The following is a 23,415-nucleotide window of genomic DNA, read 5'->3' as shown; positions in this document are numbered from 1 at the left end:
CCCCTGTCCGGGCCCCTACCGACCCCTATCGACATTGTCCGGTCACATTCCCTGGTGTTCCGCGATCCGGGATTGTCGTCGTCGGGCGGCCACGGATGGGGGACGGGCCGTTATCGTGTCCTCGCGCGCCCGGGAGCACGGCCGCGACGACGGCCGACGAGAGGACCGACGCGATGTCGACCCACGCGCGATGTGCCGGCACCGGGACCACCGGCCCGAGTGCCGTCCGTCCCGGACCGTCATCGGGTACATCGGAGTTCGCGTCGGGAGTGTCGGATGCAGTTCAACGTGCTGGGGTCGATCGAGCTCCGCTCCGCCGGTAGAGCGCTCGCGCTCGGTGGGGTCCACCAGCGGGCGACGCTGGGCTACCTGCTGCTGAACGCGAACCGTACGGTGGCGACGAGCCGCCTGGTCGATGCGCTGTGGGGCGAGGACCCGCCGCCGACGGCCCGCAAGATGCTGCAGAACGCGGTGTCCGGGCTGCGGCAGCGGATCGCCGAGGCCGCGAGTGGCGCGGTGGAGGTGGAGCTGGTCACCCGGGCGCCGGGGTACCTGCTGCGGGTGCCGGAGACCCGGGTCGACATGCTGCGGTTCCAGGCGCTGACCGAGTGGGGGCGGACCCGGCTGGCCGTGGGCGACTGGGCGGGGGCCGCGCAGGCACTGCGGGACGGGCTGGGCCTGTGGCGCGGTCCTGCGTTCGCCGACCTCGCCGAGACGGGCATGGACTGGCCGGAGCTCGCCGCCCTGGAGAAGGCCCGGCTGGCGGCCTTCGAGGACCGTGTGGAGGCCGAACTCGCCCTCGGTCGGCACCAGGAGATCCTGCACGAGCTCGAAGCCGCCCGTGATGCCGAGCCCGCTCGTGAGCGGCTGTGCGGCCAGCTGATGCTGGCGCTCTACCGCTCGGGTCGCCAGACCGACGCCCTCGACGTGTTCCGTCGGGCCCGCAGCGCGCTGCGGACCGAGTACGGGCTGGACCCCGGTCCCGAGCTGCAGGAGCTGGAGCGGGCGATCCTGCACCACGACGAGGTGCTCACCCCGGTTGCGGCGCCCGGGGACACTCCGGCCCCGGCCGAACCGGCCACGCCTGCTGGTGTGCCCGAGACGGGTGCCGGTCCCGGGACGGTGTACGAGCGCAAGTGGGTCAGCGTGTTGCTGGTGCGGGCGGAGCCCGTGGACCGGGACGACGACCCCGAGGCGGTGGCCGAGCGCGCACGCGAACTGCGGGCGGTGCTGGAGGCGGAGGTGGGCATCTTCGGCGGGACCCTGCACAGTCGGCTGGGCACGACCTGGCAGGCGGTCTTCGGTCTGCGCCGCACCCACGAGGACGACGCCGAGCGGGCGATCCGGGCGGCCTGCTCGATCAGGCGCCGGCTCGACGGCAGCGCCGGACCCGTGGGACCTCGCGCGCGCGCCGGGTTCGCCGTCGCGACCGGCGAGGCGCTCGTGACCGCCCGGGCAGCGGGCGACGCGGAGGTGACCGGCGAGGTGGTCGACGGCTGCCTGCAGCAGCTCGCCGACCTGGGCCCGGGTGAGGTGCGGGTCTGTGCTGCAAGCCGGCTGGCCAGCCGGGGCGCGGTCGCCTACGCCCCGGACGGTCAGGTCCTCGGGGTACGACCGGAGCACGAGAACGCCACGTTCAGCGGACCGTTCGTCGGGCGCACCGCCGAGACGGCGATGCTGACACAGCTGGTCGAGGAGGTCGTCCGGGCCCGGCTGCCGCAGTCGGTGATGCTGTTCGGCGAGCCGGGCGTCGGGAAGAGCCGCGTGGTCCGCGAGTTCCGCACCCTGGTGGAGGGACGGGCACAGGTCGTCACGGGCCGGACACCGCGGTTCGGGTGGAACGCGCCGGTCACGCCACTCGCCGGCGTCGTGAAGGAATGCTGCGGCATCTCGGCCGCCGACGACGGCCCGACCGGGCTCCGCAAGCTCACCCGCGCCGTGCACGGCCTCGCCGACGACGCCCGCACGGCCGAGTGGATGGTGTCGGGCCTGCGCCCGCTCGTCGAGCTGTGCGAGAGCACCCGCGCCCCCGTCGAGGTCGAGCAGGTGGCGGCGGCGTGGATCCGCTTCATCGAGGAGTTCGCGCGGCGCAGGCCGCTGGTCGTCGTCCTCGAGGACCTGCAGACCGCGGACGCGGCGCTGCTCGACCTCGTCGAGGGGCTCGACCGCAGGCTCGGCCCGGTGCCGTTGCTCGTGCTGGCCACCGCGCGACCGGAGCTGGTCCGCCGGCGCCCGGGCTGGGGTGGCGGCACCACGGCCACCACGGTCCGGACCGTGGGACCGCTGTCCGACGACGAGATCCGAGAGCTGGTCGGGCTGCTGGACCGCCGCCTGCGCGAGGAGGCCGCGCCCGGAGGGACGGGCGGGTCGCCGCTGGTCTGCGGAGCCCAGCTCGTCGACCGGGTCGGCGGCAACCCCTTGTTCGCCAGCGAGTACGTCCTGATGCTGCGGTCCGACATCGAGGGCCGGGCTCCGGTGATCCCCACGCTCACGATCCCGTCCGCGGACGGCGGGGAGCCCGGTGAGCCGGGGACCGGGCGGATCCGGATCCCGCATGCCGTCCACACCATCCTGGCGGCGCGCCTGGACACGCTCCCGCAGCGGGAGAAGTCCGTGCTGCAGGACGCCGCGGTCATCGGTACCGAGGTGTGGGTCGGGCCGCTCCGCGAGATGAGCGGCGCCGACGAGCAGGAGGTCGCCGCCGTCCTCGACCGGTTGGAGCGGCACGGCCTGCTGATGCGCAGCGGACGGCGCCCCGACACCGGAGAGCTGGTGTACGCCTTCCGGCACCCCCTGCTGCGGCACGTGGTCGTGTCCCAGCTGCGTCGCCGGGACCGCCTCGAGCGGCGGACCCGGTGGGCGACGGCTCGTGGCCGCGCGTACGCAGGGGCCGAGACTCCCGTCCCGACGCGGGGTCGGCTCTCGGGGTGAACCCGGACCACGGCGGGCGATGACGGGACAGTTCCCGCCCAGTGGGTGCCCTCGGTGACGATCGGGGCGCGGGTCAGCCGATGGTGGCGAGGGCAGCGGCGTCCTGCGACGTCCGGCGTGTCACGACCCGCAACCCGGAGTGACGTGAAGGAGTCGTGGTCGTGGTCGGACGGGATGTGGTGGACCGCCGGATCGGGGAGCTGCTGGGCGGCGAGCCGTGTGGTGGATGCGCGCTCCTGGTCGAGGGGCCGGTCGGCGTCGGACGGACCGCGGTGCTGCGGGCGATCGCCGACCGTGCCGCGCAGCGCGGCCATGCCGTGCTGTCGGCGACCGGCTCGCGCGCCGAGCGGACCGTGCCGCTCGGGTTCGCCCGGCAGCTGGCCCCCCGCCGGTCACCGGACCCGGTGACGCCCGAGGACCGGGTGCTCCGGTTCGCGTCGCTGGCCGGGGACATCGTCGAGCAGGCGGGGGGAGCCGACTCGCGGCTGATGCTCGTGCTCGACGACCTCCAGCTCGCCGACCCCGAGTCCCTGGAGTTCGTGCTGTTCCTCCTCCGGCGGATACCCGCACGCCAGGTCGTGCTGGTCGCCGCGTTGCAGACCCCGGTCCCCGCCGCGGCGGACTCCGTGGCCTTCGTCGCGGAGCTGTCCCGGACGTTGCGGGTCGAGCGCCTGCGCATCGACCGCTTCTCCCCGGACGAGGTACGGGAGCACCTGGCCGCGCGCCTGGGCGCGGAGCGGGCGGCGGAGCTGGCCGGGCGCGCGGTCGCGCTGTCGGGCGGCAGTCCGCTGCTGCTCGACGCGCTGGTCGAGGACCACGTGCGGGGGGCCGCCCCGGCGTTGGAGGGGTACGCCCGGGCGGTCGCCGGCGGGATCCATCGCGGTGGACCCGTGGTGACCGAGGTGGCAGCCGCGCTGGCCGTCCTCGGACACTTCTGCTCGGCCCCGGCCGACTCGGTCACGGAGATCGCGCGGGTCGCCCAGGTCGGCCGGGAGGCCGCGGAGGTGTCCCTGCAGACCCTCGCGCAGGCGGGGCTGCCCGCCGAGCCGCGGTTCCCGGACGCCGCGGTGCGCGACGCCGTGCTCGATCGCGTCGACCCGGCGCGCCGGGCCGACATGCACCTCGCGGCCGCGGGTGTGGCGCACGAGTCCGGGCGGCCCGCCACGGTGGTCGTCGACCACCTCCTGGCGGCGGCGGACCGGTGCCGACCGGGCGCTCCGTGGGCGGTCGACGCGCTCGTCGAGGCGGCCGACCGGGCGGTGCTCGACGACGAGCCCGAACACGCGGCCCGGTGCCTGCAGGTGGCCCGGCGCCACGGCGCGGCGGAGCGGACGGCGTCGCTCGCGGCCCGGCTCGCCGCGGTGCTGTGGCGGGTCCGTCCGCTCGCGGCGCTGCCCCCGCTCGACGAGGCGCTGCGCCGGGGCGTCGGCGACCACGACGCCGCGGAAGCCGTGCGGCAGCTGGCGTGGCACGGCCGCATGGCGGAGGCCACCGCGCTCCTGGCGGACCTGGCGCGGCGCGCCGAACTGGACACGCCGACGCTGTCGGCGTTGGAGACGTGGGCGCGCCACCGCGCCCCCGGGGCGATCGCGGTGCCGAGGCAGCCGTGGGCGGGCCGGGCCCGGGAGACCCGGGTGCGGCCGGAGACCGACCCGTGGCTGCAGTCCGCGGCCCTGCTCGCCGACGCCCTCGAGCACGGGACCCCCGGTCACGTCGTGACACACGCCGAGATCGTGCTGCGCGACGTGCGGCACGGCCGGGGGAGCACCTGGTCCGAGGAGGCGATGGTGCTCGCTCTCGAGGTGCTGGCCCGGGCCGGCCGGGCGGCCGACGCGCTGGCCCGCGGGGAGCAGCTGCTGGCCGAGGGGCAGCCGGTGACGGGGCAGGCGAGGACCGCGGCGGTGCTGGCCGCGATCGCCCTCGAGCAGGGCGACCTCGCCGCGGCCACGCGGTGGGCCGCCGACGCCCTGCGCGTCCTGCCCGTGGCCGCGTGGGGGATCGAGGTCGGGGCGCCGCTCGGCGTGCTGGTGGATGCACTCGTCGGGACCGGGCGGCTCGACGAGGCCGCCCGGTGGTTGGTGAGCACGGTTCCGGCGGCGATGGACGTGGGGCTCGCGGGGTTGCGCTACCGCCTCGGCCGGGCCCGGTTCCGGATGGCGACGGGGCACCCCGCGGCGGCCTTGGCGGACTTCACCGAGTGCGGGGCGATGCTCACCCGCTGGGGACGTGACGTCGCGGGCGAGTCGGTCGCATGGCGCCTCGGGACCGCGACGGCCCGGCTGCAGCTGGGAGAGTCCGCCGAGGCGCGCCGGATCGCCCACGAGCTGGTCTCGACCCGGGACCCACGGACCCGCGCGTCCGCGTTGCGGGTACTCGCCGCGGCGAGCGCGGCGGAGCGTCGGATCGGCATGCTCACCGAGGCCCTGGAGCTGTTCGAGTCGGTGGGCGACATCGTCGGGCAGGCCTTCGTCCTGTCGGACCTGAGCGAGGCCTACCGCGCGGCGGAGGAGATCCGCACCGCACGGCTGACGTCGCGGCGTGCCCTGCATCTGGCCCGGGTCGCCAGCGTCGCCCCGCTCGTGCGGGAGCTGGAGCACGTCAGCGGGGCCGACCAGAGCGACACCGACGGTCCCGGGACCGTGGCCTCCGCCCTCTCGGACTCCGAGCGGCGGGTGGCGGGTCTGGCCGTGCGGGGCTACTCGAACCGCGAGATCGGGGCGCGCCTGTTCATCACGCCCAGCACGGTCGAGCAGCATCTGACCCGGGTCTACCGCAAGCTCGGCGTGCGCCGGCGTCGCGACCTCCCGCCGGACCTGTGGGCCGAGGTCAACCGGGCGAGCTGACCGGCCCGGTCCCGGCGGGGAGCGGGGAGGACGGCATGGCCCGCAGGGCCCGGGTCACCACGTCGACCGGGACGTCCGGCACCAGCTCGGGTCCGGCGGGCCCGTCGAGCACGAACGTCAGGCCGTGCGCGACCGCCTTCTTGTCCGAGCGCATGAGGGTGACGAGTCTGTCGACGCCGACCCCGTCCGGCAGCGTGGTCGGCAGCCCGTAGTGCGCCACGACCTCCCGGTGCTCGGCGGCCCGCGCCGCGTCGATGCGGCCGAGCTCGTGTGCCAGCACCCCGGCGAACACCGTACCGACCGCGACCGCCTCGCCGTGGCGGAGCCGGAACCCGGTCGCCACCTCCAACGCATGGCCGAGGGTGTGCCCGTAGTTGAGGACGTGACGGCGCCCCGCGTCCCGCTCGTCGCTCGCGACGACGGCGGCCTTCATCGCCACGCTCGTCGCGATCTGCTCTGCCAACGGTCGCCCGCGCAGGTCGCCGGTGCCGATGAAGTGGGCCCGGGCGATCTCGCCGAGCCCGTTGGTGTGCTCGCGGGCGGGAAGCGTGCGCAGGTAGTCGGTGTCGCACAGCACCGCGGCGGGCTGCCAGTAGGCGCCGACGAGGTTCTTGCCCTCGGGCAGGTTCACCGCGGTCTTGCCACCCACGCTCGCGTCGACCTGCGCCAGCAGCGACGTGGGCAGGTGGATCACGGGGACGCCCCGGTGGTACAGCGCGGCGGCGAGCCCGACGACGTCGGTCGTGGTGCCACCGCCGCAGGACACCACCGCGCCGGCCCGCGTGAGCCCGGCCGCGGCGAACTCCCGGCACAGGGACTCCACCTGGCCGAGGGTCTTGTCGTGCTCCCCGTCGGTCAGCGTGACCTCGACCGCCGGCACTCCGGGCGGCGGCACGGCCCCGGCAGGCCGGGCCGAGACGACCACGACCCGGTCGGCGCCGAGCCCGGACACGATGCGGGGCAGAAGATGCCGGACCCCGGATCCGATGTGGACGTCGTAGGAGCGGGCACCGAGGTCCACCCGCACCCGGTGCGCGTCGTCGCGGCTCACCGTGTGCCCGCCCCCGGCTCCGGAGCAGGGACCAGGTCGAGCAGTGCCCGGGCGGCGAGCCGGTAGCCGGTCGCGCCGAGCCCGACGATCACCCCGGCCGCCAGCGCGGACAGGATCGACTCGTGGCGGAAGGTCTCCCGGGCCCAGACGTTGGACAGGTGGACCTCGACCCATGGCCGCGGGTAGGCGGCGAGGGCGTCGCGCAGGCTCCAGCCGTGGATCATCAGGGCCCCGGGGTTCACGATCGCACCCACCGTGTCGTACCTGTCCTGCACCGCGCGGACCAGCTCACCCTCACCGTCGAGCTGTACCGACTCCACGGTCCAGCCTCGGCCGGCGACCTCGGCCGCCACGTGCTCGGCGATCTGGTCCAGCGTCGTCGTCCCGTAGATCTCCGGCTGTCTCGTCCCCAGCGTTCCCAGATTGGGCCCGTTCAACAGAAATAGCGATGGCACGGTTCTCCTCGCGGATGGTGTCGTAATGCACGAACAATTCTAGGAGAATCTTCCGGGGTTGGCGGCCGAGGCGATGAAATAGGGGTTCCTAGGGGGCGTTAGGGGCGGTGACGCCCCGATTTACCAGGGTTACTCTCGAATGGTCCCGGCAGGTGTCGGGCAGTTTCCCGCGATGTCGCGCATTCCACCGTCAGAGAGAAGTGATGCGTCATGGCCGACCACCTGCAGCCCGCGCCGGAGCTCCCGGCGTGGCCTCAGTACTCCGATTCCGAACGGACCGGTCTGATCCGGGCACTGGAACAGGGGCAGTGGTGGCGGATCGGGGGCAGCGAGGTCGACTCCTTCGAGCAGGAGTTCGCGCAGTACCACGGATCCGAGCACGCGCTCGCCGTGACCAACGGCACCCACGCCCTCGAGCTCGCCCTCGAGGTCCTCGGCGTCGGGCCGGGCACCGAGGTGGTGGTCCCCGCGTTCACGTTCATCTCGTCGTCCCAGGCGGCCCAGCGGCTCGGCGCCACGGCGGTCCCGGTCGACGTGGACCCGCAGACCCTCAACATCGACCCGGACGCGGCCGCCGCCGCCATCACGCCGCGGACCCGGGCGATCATGCCCGTGCACATGGCAGGCCTGGTCGCCGACATCGACGCCCTGAACAAGATCGCCGCGGACAGCGGGGTGTCGATCGTGCAGGACGCGGCGCACGCCCACGGCGCCCGCTGGCGGGGGAAGCGGATCGGTGAGCTCGGCTCGGTGGCGGCGTTCAGCTTCCAGAACGGCAAGCTGATGACCGCGGGCGAGGGCGGAGCCGTCCTGTTCCCCGACGCCGGGCTGTACGAGGAGGGCTTCGTCCGGCACAGCTGCGGGCGACCGCGGACCGATCGCGGCTACTTCCACCGCACCTCCGGGTCCAACTTCCGGCTCAACGAGTTCTCGGCGAGCGTGCTGCGGGCCCAGCTGGAGCGGCTCGACGGCCAGATCGAGACCAGGGAGCAGCGGTGGCCGCTCCTGCGCTCACTGCTCGCCGAGATCCCGGGGGTCGTACCTCAGGCCGACGACGAGCGCGCCGACCGGAACCCGCACTACATGGCGCTGTTCCGGCTGCCGGGCATCGGCGAGGAGCGCCGCAACCTGCTCGTCGACCAGCTGGTGGCGCGCGGCCTACCGGCCTTCGTCGCGTTCCGCGCCGTCTACCGCACCGCCGCGTTCTGGGAGACCGGCGCCCCGGACGAGAGCGTGGACGACCTCGCACGCCGCTGCCCGAACTCGGAGGAGATCACCGCCGACACCGTCTGGCTGCACCACCGGACCCTGCTCGCCCCGGAGGCCGACATCGAACGGGTCGCCGCGATCGTCGCCGAGACGGTGGCGGCACTGTGAGCGCAGCCGTCCGGGTCGCCGTCGTCGGTGCCGGGTGGGCGGCGCGGTCCATCTGGTTGCCCAGGCTCGCCTCGCTCCCCGGCTACGTCGTCACCGCCCTGGTCGACGCGGATCCCCGGGCGTCGGCGGCCGCTGCGGACCTGGCCCCCGCGGCGGCCCGGTACACCGGCGCCGACCAGCTCGATCCCGCCGCGATCGACCTCGCTGTCGTGGCGGTGCCCAACCACGCCCACGCCGCCGTCGCGAGCGGTCTGCTGCGGCGCGGGATCGCCGTCTTCGTGGAGAAGCCGGTCTGCCTGGACGCTGCACAGGCCGCCGAGCTGGCCGAGGCCGAGCGGGTGGGCGGGGCGGTGCTGCTCGCCGGCAGCGCCGCCCGCTACCGGGCCGACGTCCGTGCCCTGGTGGATGCCGCGGCCACGGTGGGCGAACTGCGCCACGTCGACCTCTCGTGGGTCCGTGCGCGGGGTGTCCCGGACGCGGGCGGCTGGTTCACCGACCGTCGGACGGCAGGCGGCGGCGCGCTCCTCGACCTGGGATGGCACCTCCTCGACGCCGCGACCCCCGTACTGGGACGGCTGGAGGCCGAGCACGTCGCGGCCGCGGTGTCCGGCGACTTCGTCAACGATCCCACCCGGCGGGCGGGATGGCGCCCCGACGCCGACACCCGCGAGCGGGCCCACGGTGACGTCGAGGACACCGTGCGCGCCTTCCTCGTCACCGGGTCCGGCGTGTCCGTGTCCCTGCGCGCGAGCTGGGCCTCGCACGAGGTGCGGGACACGACGGTGCTGACCGTCGAGGGGAGCCGGGCCGTCGTGCGGCTGCGGGCGACCTTCGGCTTCAGCCCCCATCGCGAGGGCGGATCGACCCTCACCACCACACGGGCCGGGGTGACCACCGAGCTCGACCCGGTCGACGAGCCGATCGGGAGCGAGTACGACCGCCAGCTCGTCGAGCTGCCGGCGCTGCTGCGCGACCCGAGCAGCCGCGGGGTGGCCATCGCGGAGGCCGAACGGGCCGTCGCCCTGATCGACCGGATCTACACCTCGGCCCGGGCCACCGAGCCGACCACGCTGGGAACGGGGAGCCGACCATGACGGTGCACACCGAGTCGTCGCACGTCCTCACGGTCGTCGGACCGACCACCCCCGCCGACGCCGTCGTCTTCGACCTCGACGGAGTCCTGGTGGACAGCTTCGACGTGATGCGCGAAGCGTTCGGCATCGCCTACGCCGAGGTCGTCGGACCGGGAGAGGCTCCGTTCGCCGAGTACAACCGGCATCTCGGCCGGTTCTTCCCCGACATCATGCGGATCATGGGGCTCCCCCTGGAGATGGAGGAGCCCTTCGTCCGGGAGAGCTACCGCCTCGCGGACCGCGTGTCGCTGTTCCCCGGGGTCGCCGATCTGCTGGCCGAGCTGGACGCCCGGGACGTGCCGCTCGCGGTCGCGACCGGCAAGGCGGGGGTCCGTGCCCGGTCCCTGCTCGACGGGCTGGGGGTGCTCGGCAGGTTCCGCCACGTGATCGGGTCGGACGAGATCAGCCGGCCGAAGCCCGCCCCGGACATCGTGCTCCGCGCGCTCGACCTGCTCGACGTCGCGCCGGAGCGGGCCGTGATGGTCGGTGACGCCGTCACCGACCTGCGCAGCGCACGCGGGGCGCGGGTCCGCTCGGTCGCCGCGCTCTGGGGCACGACCGAGGAAGCGGCGCTGCGGGCCGAGGGGCCGGACGTGGTCGCCACGGTCCCGACCGACGTGTTGGCGCTCGTCCGAGCCGCCTGAGCCCGACACCGCAGAGACGAGCCGCCGCGGCGGCCGGAGAGAACGAGGACCATGCGAAGCGATCTGATCCGCCCGCTGCCGGAGACCCTGCTGGCGCACGCGGCGGAGTCCGGCACCACCGTCGCTTTCCGGGACGCGCGCCGCGCGGTCACCTACGCCGAGCTCGAGGCCCGCACGGCGCGGCTCGCCGGGCACCTGGCGTCGGGCGGGGTGGGCCGCGGTGACCGGGTGGCGATCCTGCTGGGCAACGCGGTCGAGGTGATCGAGGGCTACCTCGCCGCGACCCGGGCGGCTGCAGTGGGTGTCCCGCTGAACCCGCAGGTCAGCGCGAGCGAGCTCGACCACCTGCTCGGGGACAGCGGAGCGCGGGTCGTCGTGACCGACCGGGCGCGGGCAGCCCTCGTGCGCCGCATCGCAGCGCGCGACGTCCGGGTCCTGGTGACGGGGGAGGGGCGGCTCCCCGACGGCACGGAGTCCTTCGAGGCGCTCGCCCGGACCGCGCCCGCGGTGTCCGCCCGCGACGACCTCGACCTCGACGAGCCGGCGTGGATGCTCTACACCTCCGGGACGACCGGGCTGCCGAAGGGCGTGCTCTCGACCCAGCGCAACGCCCTCTGGTCCGTCGCGTCCTGCTACGTGCCGATCCCCGGACTCTCGGCCGAGGACCGGGTGCTCTGGCCACTGCCGCTGTTCCACAGCCTGTCCCACATCGCGGGCTTCCTCGCCGTGGTCTCGGTGGGGGCCACCTCCCGCATCCTGGACGGGTTCGCCGCCGACGAGGTCCTCGCCGCTCTGCGGGAGGACCGAACCACCTTCCTGGCCGGCGTCCCGACCGTCTACCACCACCTGGTCGCGGCGGCTCGCGACACCGGCTTCACCGCTCCGGACCTGCGCATCGGGCTCGTCGGTGGCGCCGTGACCACCGCCGCGCTGCGGGCCGACGTCGAGGAGATCTTCGGCGTGCCGCTGCTCGACGCCTACGGCAGCACCGAGACCTGCGGCTCCATCGCCATGGTCCGGCCGGACGGACCACGGGTCGACGGCTCGTGCGGGCAGCCGGTGCCCGGGCTGGAGGTCCGGCTGGTCGACACGACGACGGGTGCGGACACCGCGACCGGCGCGGAGGGCGAGGTGTGGGTGCGCGGGCCCAGCGTCGCGGTGGGCTACCACCGCCGGCCCGAGGAGACCGCAGCGGCGTTCGGCGGCGGGTGGTACCGCACCGGCGACCTGGCCACACAGGACGGAGCCGGGTTCCTGACGGTCACCGGCCGGATCAAGGAGCTGATCATCCGGGGTGGGGAGAACATCCACCCCGTCGAGGTCGAGACCGTGCTGCGGCGCGGTGCCGGTGTCCGGGACGTGGCCGTCGGCGGCCGCCCGCACCCCGTGCTGGGCGAGGTCCCCGTCGCCTACGTGGTGCCAGGGCCGGACGGTCGCGACGGCCTCGACCCGGGCGCCCTCCTCGCGGCCTGCCGCACCGAGCTGTCGCCGTTCAAGGTGCCCGAGGAGATCCGACTGATCGCCGAGATCCCGCGCACCGCGTCGGGAAAGGTGACCCGCCACCTGCTCCTCGAGCGGCCCTCCCGGCTGGTCGCGACCGGTGCGAGCCACCACGAGCACCTCCTGCGCGTCGAGGACGGGCGCCTGGTCCGCGTGCCCGCCGGCGACACCGGCCCGGCGGCCCGGATCGCCGATCCCGTGCTGGTCACGGGCGCGGACTCGGCCGTGGCCGCGGCGGTCGCCACCCACCTCGTCGGTGCGCACGGGGTGCGCGAGGTCGTGCTGCTCAGCGACTGGGGCCAGGCCGACGGCGCCGGGCCGCTCGCCGAGGAGCTGCGCCGCCAGGGCGCCCGGGTCGTCGTCGTGGCCGGCTCGCCGAATGACCCCGAGCTGGTGCGCGTCGCCGTCGGCGCCGCGGGCGGTCGGTTCGGCACCGTCGTCCAGACACACCCGACCGCCGACCCGGGGCGGGTCGCGGCGGTCCTGGTGGACGTCGCGGCCTCGGCACCGGAGACGACCCTCGTGGTCCTGACCGCGCTGGCCCCGGGTGACGGCTACGGCACCGCAGGGGCCGCTCGCGCCCTGTCCGAGTGGGCGGCGGCCCGGCGTGGTGGCGGACTCCCCACCACGGTGCTCGCGGTGGGGCCGACGGCTCTCGACCCCACCGTCCTCGACACCCTTCCCGACACGGCACCCGGCCTCGGGGCGACCGTGCCGCTGGAGCCGGCGGAGCTGCTGTCGGCCTTCGATGCCGCCCTCGACCAGCCCCCCGGCGACTCGGTGATCCTGCGGCTCGACGAGCGCGCGGCGGCGGAGGTGCCCACACTGCGCCACCTCGTCGTCGAGCAGACGGGCCCGGGTTCGGGTGAGGGCCGGGCCCGGCTCGACGGGCTCACCGCGGCCGAACGGCGCCGGACGCTGGTCGGGGCCGTGCGCTCGGCCGCGGCCGAGCTCCTCGGCGTGCGCGACCCCGCCGACCTGCGCCCCGACCGGCCGTTCCGGGAACTCGGCCTGAGCTCGCTCGCCGCGGTCCGGCTGCGGACCGTCCTGGCCGCGCACTTCGGTGTCACCCTGTCCGCGACGGCGGCCTTCGACCACCCGACCCCGGACGCACTCGCCGACCACCTCGACGAGGTGCTGCGCGGCGGTCGCACCTCCTCCGTGGCGGTCCGGGAGCGGACGGCCGCGCCCGGCGAGCCCATCGCGATCGTGGCCGCGAGCTGCCGTCTGCCCGGTGGTGTGACCTCGCCCGAGGACCTCTGGCGGCTCGTCGCGGAGGAACGCGACGCGATCGGCGACTTCCCGGTCGACCGGGGCTGGGACGTCGAGGGCCTCTACGACCCCGAGCCCGGCCGTCCCGGGCGCACCTCGGTCCGACGCGGCGGGTTCCTCTACGACGTCGCCGACTTCGACGCGGACCTCTTCGGCATCTCCCCGCGCGAGGCCGCCGCGGCCGACCCCCAGCAGCGGTTGCTCCTGGAGCTGGCCTGGGAGGCCTTCGAACGCGCGGGGGTGGACCCGCGGTCGCTGCGTGGTGCCGACGTCGGCACCTTCACCGGCGTCATGCACCACGACTACGCGAGCCGCCACGACCAGGTCCCCGACGAGGTGGCGGGCTACCTCGGGATCGGGACGGCGGGCAGCGTCGCCTCGGGGCGGATCGCCTACACGCTGGGGCTGGAGGGGCCCGCGATCACGGTGGACACCGCGTGCTCGTCGTCGCTGGTCGCGTTGCACCTGGCGGTGCAGTCGCTGCGCAGCGGCGAGAGCACGCTGGCCCTGGCGGGCGGGGCGGCCGTGATGGCGACCCCGGGTGTCTTCCTGGAGTTCTCCCGGCAGCGCGCGCTCGCCCCGGACGGACGGTGCAAGGCCTTCGCCGACACCGCGGACGGGACGGGCTGGTCCGAGGGGGCCGGGCTGCTGCTGCTCGAGCGGCTGTCCGACGCGCGCAGGCTGGGCCATCCGGTGCTGGCCGTGGTGCGCGGCACCGCGGTCAACCAGGACGGCGCGTCGAACGGGCTGACCGCGCCGAGCGGCCCGTCGCAGGAGCGGGTGATCCGTGCGGCCTGGGCCGACGCCGGTCTCTCCGGGGCCGACGTCGACCTCGTGGAGGCCCACGGGACGGGGACGACGCTGGGCGACCCGATCGAGGCCCAGGCGCTGCTGGCCACCTACGGCCGGGAGCGGACGGCGGACCGGCCGCTGCACCTCGGCTCGCTGAAGTCGAACATCGGGCACACCCAGGCGGCCGCGGGCGTCGCCGGGATCATCAAGGTGATCGGTGCGCTGCACGCGGGGACGCTGCCCCGCACCCTCCACGTCGACCGGCCGTCCGCACAGGTGGACTGGACGAGTGGAGCCGTCGAGCTGCTCACCGAGGCTCGGCGGTGGACCGCGGCGACCGGGCCCCGGCGCGCCGCGGTGTCGTCGTTCGGGGTCAGCGGGACGAACGCGCACGTGATCGTCGAGGAGGTGCTCGACCCTGCGGTGGTGTCCGCGCCGCGGGTGGCACCTGCCGCCGTCCCCTGGATCGTCACCGGGCGGGGCGACGCGGCTCGGGAGGCGTTCGCGTCCCGGCTGCGGGCCGCGCTGGACACCGAGGACGCGGCCGGGAAGGAGCACACGCTCGCCGATGTCGGGTGGTCGCTGGCCACCGCGCGCGCGACGCTGGACCATCGCGGGGTCGTGGTCGCCTCCACCACGGGGGAGGCGCTGGCCGGGCTCGACGAGCTCGCCTCGGGCGCGCCCGCCGCGGTGGTCACCGGGGTCGCGGACGTCGCGGGCCGGACCGTGTTCGTGTTCCCCGGGCAGGGTGCGCAGTGGGTGGGGATGGGCACGGAGCTGGCCGAGTCCTCCCCGGTGTTCGCCGAGGCCGTCGACGAGGTCGCGGCCGCGCTGGCGCCGCTCGTCGACTGGGACCTGTGGGCGGTCCTGCGGTCCGAGCCGGGCGCACCGTCGCTGGAGAGGGTGGACGTGCTGCAGCCGGCGTCCTTCGCGGTGGGGGTCGGCCTGGCCCGGCTCTGGGGAGAGTTCGGGATCGTGCCGGACGCCGTCGTCGGGCACTCCCAGGGTGAGGTCGTCGCCGCGCACGTGGCCGGGGTGCTCGGCCTGGCCGACGCCGTGGAGGTCGTGGTCGCGCGCAGCCGTGCGATCGCCTCGGGGCCGGCGGGTCACGGGGGGATGCTCGCCGTCTCGCTCGCCGAGGACGAGGCGGTGGCCCGGGCGAGGGGCCGCGTCGAGCTCGCCGCGGTCAACGGACCCTCCGCGGTCGTGCTCGCGGGAGAGCGGACCGCCGTCGCGGACCTGGCCGCCGAGCTGGAGGCCGACGGTGTCCGGGCCCGGGTGATCCCGGTGGACTACGCGTCGCACACCGCGGCGGTCGACCCGACCCGGCCGGAGATCCTCACCGCGCTGGCCGGCATCCGGCCCGGCCGGGCCCGGATCCCGTTCTGGTCCACCGTGGAGGACGGGTGGGTCTCCGGCGAGGAGCTCGACGCCAGCTACTGGTTCCGCAACCTCCGCAGGCCGGTCCGCTTCGGTGCGGCCGTGGACGGGCTGGTGGGCGCCGGGTTCGCCGCGTTCGTCGAGGTGAGCCCGCACCCCGTGCTGACCTACCCGATCGAGGCGGGCCTGGAGCGCCTCGACGTCGCCCGTGCCGTCGTCACCGGCACCCTGCGCCGCGACGACGGCGGCCTCGGCCGGTTCCTGCGATCGGCGGCGGCGCTGTTCGTGCGGGGGCTGCCGGTCGACTGGGCGCCGGTCTTCGCGGGGACGGGTGCGGTGCGCGTCGACCTGCCCACCTACCCGTTCCAGCGGGAGCGGTTCTGGCTCGGGTCGACGGCGCCCGCCGGGGTGGCGGCGGCCGGGATCGAGGCGGCGGACCACCCGCTGCTCGACGCCGTGGTCCCCCTCGCGGGCCGCGACGCGAGCCTCGCCGTCTCGCGGCTCTCCGTCCGGGACCATCCCTGGCTCGCCGACCACGTGGTCGACGGCGCGGTCCTGCTGCCCGGCACGGCGCTGCTCGACGCGGTGGCCGCGCTCGCCGACCGGCTGGGCGCACCCGTGGTCGAGGAGCTCACGGTCTCCGCACCGATCGTCGTCCCCGCCGCGGGGGCGATCGACCTGCAGGTCGAGGTCGGCCCGGAGGAGGGTGGACGGCGCGCGGTGGCCGTGCACGTGCGGTCGCGGCCGGAGGAGCCGTGGGCCGAGCACGCCACCGGCACCCTCCTGGCCGACACACCCGCGCCGCGCGCGGAGACGACCGCCTGGCCGCCGGCGGGGGAGCCGGTCGAGGTCGCCGGGCTCTACGAGCGGCTGACCGTCGACTACGGGCCGGGCTTCCACGCGGTGCGCGCCGTGTGGCGCGACGACGAGCGGGTGCACGCCGAGATCACCCTGCCCGACGCGGTCGACGCCGCGGGCTACGGCCTCCACCCGGCGCTCCTCGACGCCGCCCTGCACCCGGTGCCGGTGACCGACCTGCTCGACGCCGGCCGGGGCGCGCGGCTGGCCTTCTCGTGGGCAGGCGTCCGCCGGTACGCCACGGGAGACCGGACACTGCACGTCACCCTCGTGCCCGCCGGGCCGGATGCGATCTCGCTCCGTGCGACCGACCCGTCCGGCGCCCCGGTGCTGGAGGTCGACCGGCTCGTCCTGCGGCCGGTCCCGGCGGCACGCGACGACTCGCTGTTCGAGATCGCCTGGGTGGTGGCACCCGGCGGTGACAATCCCGGCGAGCTGCGGCTCATGGCCCCGGACGAGGACCCGGCGGGCCTGGGGACCCCGGTCCTGGTGCCGGGGACCGGCCCGGTCGGGCCGAGCGTGCCGGAACGGGCGCGTGCCGCGGGGCTCGGTGCGCTGACGGCGCTGGCGAGGTGGCTGGGCGACGAGTCCGTGACCGACGTCGTCGTCGCCGTGCAGGCCGGTGACCCGGCGGGGGACGTCGTCGCCGGGCTCGTGCGCTCCGCGCAGTCCGAGCACCCCGGCCGGATCCGCCTGCTGGAGCTGGACCGGGTCGACGAGGCGGCCGTCCGGACCGGCCTCGCCGTCGACGGCGACGAACCGCGGGTCGCCGTCCGGGACGGGATCGCCCTCGTGCCGCGCATGCGCCGGGTGCAGGTGCCGGACGCCCGTCCGGCCGGCCTCGCGGGCGGCGCGGTGCTGGTGACCGGGGCGACCGGCGGGCTGGGTCGGCTGGTCGCCCGGCACCTGGTGACCGCACACGGGGTGTCCGAGCTGGTCCTCGTGACCCGCTCCGGAGTGCCGGACGCACAGCGCGAGGAGCTGGTCCGCGCCGGTGCCTCGGTGCACGTGGTGACCGGCGACGCGGCGGACCGCGCGGTCCTCGCGGAGGCCCTGGAGCTCGTCGGGGACCGGCTCGTCGGCGTGGTGCACGCCGCGGGGATCGTCTCCGACGGTGTCCTCGCCGCCCTCGACGCGCAGCGGTGGGACCGGGTCGTGCGCACGAAGGCGGACGCGGCCTGGCACCTGCACGAGCTGACCGCCGGTCGGGACCTGGCGGCGTTCGTCCTGTTCTCGTCGGCGGCGTCGACCTTCGGCGGGGCGGGACAGGCCAACTACGCGGCGGGCAACGCGTTCCTGGAGAGCCTCGCGGCCAGGCGCCACGCCGCCGGGCAGCCCGCGACCGCGCTCGCCTGGGGTCTGTGGGAGCAGCAGGCGGGGATGGGCGGCCGGCTCGCCGAGGCCGATCTCGCCCGGATGGCCCGGGTCGGCACCGTGGCGCTGTCCGACGAGGAGGGTCTCGCGCTGTTCGACCGGGCCCTGGCAGGTGACGCGCCCACACTGGTGCCGATCCGGCTCGACCTGGCCGCGGTGCGCGCCTCCGGCGAGGTGCCCGCGCTCCTGCGCGAGCTGGCCCCCCGCCGGGCGACCGTGCCGAGGACGGAAGGCCTGGCCGGACGCATCGCCGGTCTCCCCGAGAAGGAGCGGGCCGCCGCCGTCCTCGACGAGGTCCGGACCCACGTCGCGGACGTCCTCGGCCACGGTGCGGCGACGGCGGTCGACGCCGCGCGCGCGTTCAAGGACCTCGGGTTCGACTCGCTCACCGGGGTGGAGCTGCGCAACCGGCTCACCGCGAGCACGGGCGTGCGGCTCCCGGCCACCGTGGTGTTCGACCATCCGACCCCGGAGGCGCTGGCCGCGCACCTGCTGACCGAGCTCGTCGGCCTGCGACGTGGCGTGCCCACCGCGCCGACGCGTCGCGTCGCGACCCCGGACGACGACGCGGTCGCGATCGTCGCCGCGGGCTGCCGGTTCCCCGGCGGCATCACCTCCCCCGACGCGCTCTGGCGGTTCGTCGAGGCCGGGGGCGACGCCATCGGTCCCTTCCCCACCGACCGCGGCTGGGACCTGGACGCGGTGTTCGCGGCCGATCCCGACCGCGCGGGCACGACGTACGTCCGAGCGGGCGGCTTCCTCGACGACGTCGCCGGGTTCGACGCCGAGTTCTTCGGCATCAACCCGCGCGAGGCACTGGCGATGGACCCGCAGCAGCGGCTGCTGCTGGAGGTGTCCTGGGAGACCCTGGAGCGGGCGGGCATCGACCCGGCCGGGCTGCGCGGCAGCCCCACCGGCGTGTTCGTCGGCACCCACGGTCAGGACTACGGCACGGGTGACCAGCGCGGCGCGGGGGCCGACGAGGGCTACCTGGTGACCGGCAACGCGGGCAGCGTGCTGTCCGGCCGGATCGCCTACGCGCTCGGCCTGGAGGGGCCTGCTCTCACCGTCGACACGGCCTGCTCGTCGTCGCTGGTGGCGCTGCACCTGGCCACCCGCGCGCTGGCCGCGGGCGAGGTCTCGCTGGCGCTGGCGGGCGGGGTGTCGATCATGTCGACGCCCGACGGCATCGTCGGGTTCTCCCGGCAGCGCGGGCTGGCCGAGGACGGGCGCTGCAAGGCGTTCGCCGAGGGTGCCGACGGCTTCGGGATGGCCGAGGGAGTGGGGGTGCTGCTGCTCGAGCGGCTCTCCGACGCGCGCAGGCTCGGCCATCCCGTGCTGGCGGTGGTGCGCGGCAGCGCGGTGAACCAGGACGGCGCGTCGAATGGGCTGACGGCCCCGAACGGACCGTCCCAGGAGCGGGTCATCCGGGCCGCCTGGGCGGACGCCGGCCTGGCCGCGGCGGACGTCGACGTCGTCGAGGCGCACGGGACCGGCACCGCGCTCGGCGATCCGATCGAGGCCCAGGCGCTGCTCGCCACCTACGGCCGGGACCGTGCGGACGCGGCACCGCTGCTGATCGGGTCGGTCAAGTCGAACATCGGCCACACCCAGGCCGCCGCCGGTGTCGCGGGCGTCATCAAGATCGTCGAGTCGCTGCGGCACGGCCGGTTGCCCGCGACCGCGCACGTCGACCGGCCGTCGTCGCACGTGGACTGGACGAGCGGAGCCGCGGAGCTGCTGACCGCGCCACGGGAGTGGCCCGCGGGGGAGCGGACGCGGCGGGCGGGGGTGTCGGCCTTCGGGGTCAGCGGCACCAACGCGCACGTGATCCTGGAGGAGCCGCCGGCCCCCGAGACACCCGAGGCTCCCGAGCCGGTCGAGGAGCGGCCCGCCGCGACGCCGGTGCCCTGGCTGGTGTCGGGGCGGACCGAGCAGGCGTTGGCCGCGCAGCAGGCGCGGCTCGCGGACCTCCTCGACGAGCGTCCCGACCTCGCCCCCGCGGACGTCGCGCTGTCGCTGGGCCTGCGGTCGGCGTTCCACCACCGCGCGGTGGTCCTGGCGGCCACCCGCGAGGACGGGGTCGCCGGGCTGCGGTCGGGCGCCGAGGTCCTCACCGGGGAGGCCGACGTGACGGGCAAGCGGGTGTTCGTCTTCCCCGGCCAGGGCACGCAGTGGGTGGGCATGGGCGTGGAGCTCGCCGCGGCGTCGCCGGTGTTCGCCGCGGCACTGGACGAGGTGGCCGAGGCGCTCGCCCGGTACGTGGACTGGGACCTGTGGGCGGTGCTGCGCTCCGAGCCGGGAGCGCCGTCACTGGACCGGGTCGACGTGGTGCAGCCGGCGTCGTTCGCCGTCGGGATCGCTCTCGCGGGGCTCTGGCGTTCGCTCGGGGTGGAGCCCGACGCCGTCGTCGGGCACTCGCAGGGCGAGGTCGCCGCCGCGTACGTGGCCGGGGCGCTCACCCTGGACGACGCCGTGCGGGTCGTGGCGCTGCGCAGCCGGGTCATCGCGCAGCGGCTCGCCGGCCGCGGCGGCATGGTCTCCGTCGGTCTCCCCGCCGCCGACGCGGCCGAGCGGCTGCGGGCCTGGCCCGAGCTCGAGACCGCCGCGGTCAACGGCCCGGGCTCCGTCGTGGTGGCAGGTCCTCCGCAGGCCCTGGACGAGGTGGTCGCGGTGCTCGACGCCGACGGTGTCCGGGTGCGCCGGATCCCGGTCGACTACGCCTCGCACACCTCGGCGGTCGAGGCGGTCGAGGCCGACCTCGCCGCGGCACTGGCCGGGCTCGCCCCCCGGGCGGGCTCGGTGCCGATCTGGTCCGGCGTGGACGGTGGCTGGGTCTCCGGCGAGGCCCTCGACGCGGCCTACTGGTACCGCAACCTGCGCAGCCCGGTCCGCTTCGGGGAGGCCGTCGCCGGGCTGGTCGAGGCAGGGCACCGGGCGTTCGTCGAGGTCAGCGCCCACCCGGTGCTCACCTTCGACGTCGCCCAGGAGCTCGACCTCCACGACCAGCCGACGGTGGTGACCGGCACCCTCCGGCGCGACGACGGCGGTCCGGCGCGGTTCCTCGCCGCCACCGCGGCGCTCGCGGTCCGCGGGATCGGCGTCGACTGGTCCCCCCTGATCGAGGGCGCCCGGCCCGTCGCACTCCCCACCTATGCGTTCCAGCACCAGAGGTTCTGGCTGGACGCGGTGCCCGGCGGTGTCGGTGACGTGCGCACCGCCGGCCTCGACCCCGTGGAGCACCCCCTGCTCGGCGCGGTCGTCGGTCTGCCAGGGGCGGGCGGTGCGGTGGCGACCGGTCGGGTCTCGCTCGCGACCCACCCGTGGCTGGCCGACCACGCGGTCACCGGCACGGTCCTCGTGCCCGGTGCCGCGATCCTGGAGCTCGTCGCGCGGGTCGCCGACGAGGCCGGCCTGGCCGCCGTCGACGAGCTGGTGGTGGAGGCCCCACTGCTGCTGCCGGAACGCGGTGCCCTGCAGCTGCGGGTGACCGTGACGGCCGACGGCGGGATCGAGCTGCACGCCCGGACCGAGGACACCGGGCCCGACGGCGTATGGACGCGCCACGCCCGCGGCCGGGCGGTCACGGAGCCGTCCCCGGCGCCGGCGGACCAGGGCACGGTGCCCATGCAGTGGCCGCCCGGCGACGCCGAGCCCGTCGAGCTGGACGAGTTCTACCCGCGGCAGGCGCAGGCAGGGCTGGAGTACGGGCCGGCGTTCCGGGGCCTGCGGGCGGCGTGGCGGCGCGGCACCGAGGTGTTCGCCGAGGTCGCGCTCCCGCCGGAGCTGCGGGGCAGCTCCTTCGGGTTGCACCCGGCGCTGTTCGACGCCGCCCTCCAGTCGGCGAACCTGGGGGCCGCTCCCCAGGCCGGATCCGACGAGGTGCTGCTGCCCTTCGCATGGCACGGGTTCGCGCTGCGGCGGACCGGCGCGACCACGCTGCGGGTGTACGCCGCACCGAGCGCCGACGGCGTGCAGGTGAGTGTCGCGGACCCGACGGGCGCACCCGTGGCGTCGTTGCGGTCGCTGGTCCTGCGGCCCGCGCCGCGGGCCGGCCTGACACCGCGGGCCGGGGCGCTGTACCGCACCGAGTGGGTGCCCGTCACGGCGTCCGGCGGTGGTGACACGCCGCCCGTGCTGGACCTGAGGCCGGGCGCGGTCGGGACCGTCCTGGACCGGGTGCGGGCACTCACCGAGTCCGCCCTCGCCGGTGTCCAGACCCACCTCGCCTCCTCCGCGGCGGAGCCCCTGGTCGTCCTGACCGGTGGCAGCGACGACCCCGCGGCCGCGGCCGTCTGGGGACTCGTCCGGTCCGCGCAGACCGAGCACCCCGGACGGTTGGTCCTCGTCGACACCGACCAGCCGGAACCGCCCCTGACCACCCTGGTCGGGGCGGGTGAGCCCCAGCTGCGCCTCCGCGACGGGCAGCTCGCGGCGCCCAGGCTCGTCCCGGTGCCGTCCGCGCCCGCCACCCGGGGGTTCGGCGCGGGCACCGTGCTCGTCACCGGAGGCACCGGAACCCTGGGCGGCCTGGTCGCCCGGCACCTGGTCACCGACCACGGGGTGCGACGGCTGCTGCTCACGAGCCGCAGCGGGCCCGGTGCGCCCGGCGCCCGGGAGCTCCGGTCGGAGCTCGTGGCGCTGGGTGCGGAGGTGTCCCTCGTCGCCGCCGATGTCGGGGACCGGGCACAGGTCGCCGCGCTGCTCGATGCCGCGCCGGATCTGACGGGTGTGGTGCACACCGCGGGAGTGCTCGACGACGGTGTGGTCGAGAGCCTCACCCCGGCTCGGCTCGACACCGTGCTCCGTGCCAAGGCGGACGCCGCATGGCACCTGCACGAGCTGACCGAGGGTCGGGACCTCGCCGCCTTCGTGCTCTTCTCCTCCGGGGCGGGCACCTTCGGCAGCGCGGGCCAGGCGAACTACGCGGCCGCCAACGGCTTCCTCGACGGGCTCGCCCGACGGCGGGCGGCCGCCGGGCTCCCCGCCCTCTCGCTGGCGTGGGGGTTCTGGGAGCAGGCCAGCGCGCTCACCGGTGAGCTCGGCGACGCCGGGCGGGCCAGGTTGGCGCGCGGCGGCGAGGCCGGGCTGTCGAACGGGGAAGGCCTCGCCCTCCTGGACGCCGGCCTGGTCGCGGGGGAGGCCGCACTGGTCGCGACGGCGCTGGACCTCGGCGCGGTCCGGCGGCTCCCGGACGTCCCGCCCCTGCTGCGGGGGCTCGTCCGAGCCCCACGACCGACCCGCCACGCGGCACCGGACGGCGGTGACACCCCGGTGGACCTGCGGACCCGGCTCGCGGGCCTGGAGCCCGCGGCCAGGGAGCGTGCCGTGCTGGACCTCGTCCGTGGCCTGGCCGCGGACGTGCTGGGCCACGACGGGCCGGCGGCGGTGCGGCCCGGCCGGGCCTTCACCGAGATCGGCATCGACTCGCTCACGGCCGTGGAGCTGCGCAACCGGATCGCCGCGGCCACCGGCGAACGCCTTCCGGCCACGGCGGCGTTCGACCACCCGAACCCGGCCGCCCTCGCCGCCGTGCTCCGGGAGCGCCTCGGGGTCGACACAGGGTCCGAGGCAGGGGCCGACGCGGGGTCCGATGCGGGGTCCGCCCCGCCGCCGGACCCGGCCCTCGCCGAGCTCGACCGGCTGGAACGGGCGCTGGCAGCGGCCGACGGCGGCGTCCGGGAGCAGGTCGGGCTCCGGCTCGCCGAGCTGGCCCGCTCCTGGGCCGGGCGCACCGGTCCGGACGTCGAGACCGACACCGACGACGAACTCTTCGCGCTCCTCGATCAGGAACTGGGACGGTAG

At 76.0% G+C, this 23,415-nt stretch carries 8 protein-coding genes; 6 read left to right on the top strand and 2 right to left on the bottom strand.

The genetic code is table 11. From position 1 onward, the window contains the following. Window positions 1-276 precede the first annotated feature (276 nt). Together KPL60_RS08325 and KPL60_RS34580 are read left to right on the top strand one after the other, a co-directional pair. Window positions 277-2,931 (top strand): BTAD domain-containing putative transcriptional regulator, encoded by a 2,655-nt coding sequence (locus tag KPL60_RS08325; RefSeq protein ID WP_226365458.1) that lies wholly within the window; start codon window positions 277-279, stop codon window positions 2,929-2,931. Between the two features lie 161 nt (window positions 2,932-3,092). Continuing rightward, on the top strand, window positions 3,093-5,774 hold the full coding sequence (locus tag KPL60_RS34580; RefSeq protein WP_226365457.1) for a LuxR C-terminal-related transcriptional regulator: 2,682 nt from the start codon (window positions 3,093-3,095) through the stop codon (window positions 5,772-5,774). On the opposite strand, the gene KPL60_RS08315 is transcribed toward KPL60_RS34580, so the two are convergent. Next, window positions 5,758-6,825: a 3-dehydroquinate synthase gene (locus tag KPL60_RS08315; protein WP_226356551.1), complete on the bottom strand. Its 1,068-nt coding sequence runs from the start codon at window positions 6,823-6,825 to the stop codon at window positions 5,758-5,760. The two genes, KPL60_RS34580 and KPL60_RS08315, sit on opposite strands and share 17 nt — an antisense overlap. Beyond that, on the bottom strand, window positions 6,822-7,280 hold the full coding sequence (locus KPL60_RS08310) for a type II 3-dehydroquinate dehydratase (RefSeq protein WP_226356552.1): 459 nt from the start codon (window positions 7,278-7,280) through the stop codon (window positions 6,822-6,824). The genes KPL60_RS08315 and KPL60_RS08310 overlap by 4 nt, the downstream gene beginning before the upstream one ends. Window positions 7,281-7,490: 210 nt before the next feature. Here KPL60_RS08310 and KPL60_RS08305 point away from each other — a divergent pair, with 210 nt between their 5' ends. Genes KPL60_RS08305 through KPL60_RS08290 form a run of 4 tightly spaced genes read left to right on the top strand, consistent with a single transcriptional unit; the run spans window position 7,491 to window position 23,415 of the window. Further along, window positions 7,491-8,657 (top strand): DegT/DnrJ/EryC1/StrS family aminotransferase, encoded by a 1,167-nt coding sequence (locus KPL60_RS08305; RefSeq protein WP_226356553.1) that lies wholly within the window; start codon window positions 7,491-7,493, stop codon window positions 8,655-8,657. Then, window positions 8,654-9,751 (top strand): Gfo/Idh/MocA family protein, encoded by a 1,098-nt coding sequence (locus tag KPL60_RS08300; RefSeq protein ID WP_226365456.1) that lies wholly within the window; start codon window positions 8,654-8,656, stop codon window positions 9,749-9,751. The genes KPL60_RS08305 and KPL60_RS08300 overlap by 4 nt, the downstream gene beginning before the upstream one ends. Then, window positions 9,748-10,434 (top strand): HAD-IA family hydrolase, encoded by a 687-nt coding sequence (locus KPL60_RS08295; protein ID WP_226365455.1) that lies wholly within the window; start codon window positions 9,748-9,750, stop codon window positions 10,432-10,434. The genes KPL60_RS08300 and KPL60_RS08295 overlap by 4 nt, the downstream gene beginning before the upstream one ends. A gap of 51 nt (window positions 10,435-10,485) precedes the next feature. Then, a complete protein-coding gene (locus KPL60_RS08290; protein WP_226365454.1) occupies window positions 10,486-23,415 on the top strand; it encodes a type I polyketide synthase in 12,930 nt (4,309 codons plus the stop codon).

Origin of the sequence: Pseudonocardia sp. ICBG162, from assembly GCF_020496225.1 — a bacterium.
Taxonomy (GTDB): domain Bacteria; phylum Actinomycetota; class Actinomycetes; order Mycobacteriales; family Pseudonocardiaceae; genus Pseudonocardia; species Pseudonocardia alni.
Note: the sequence above shows the minus strand (reverse complement) of the source record. Positions and strands in the feature narration are given on the sequence as shown.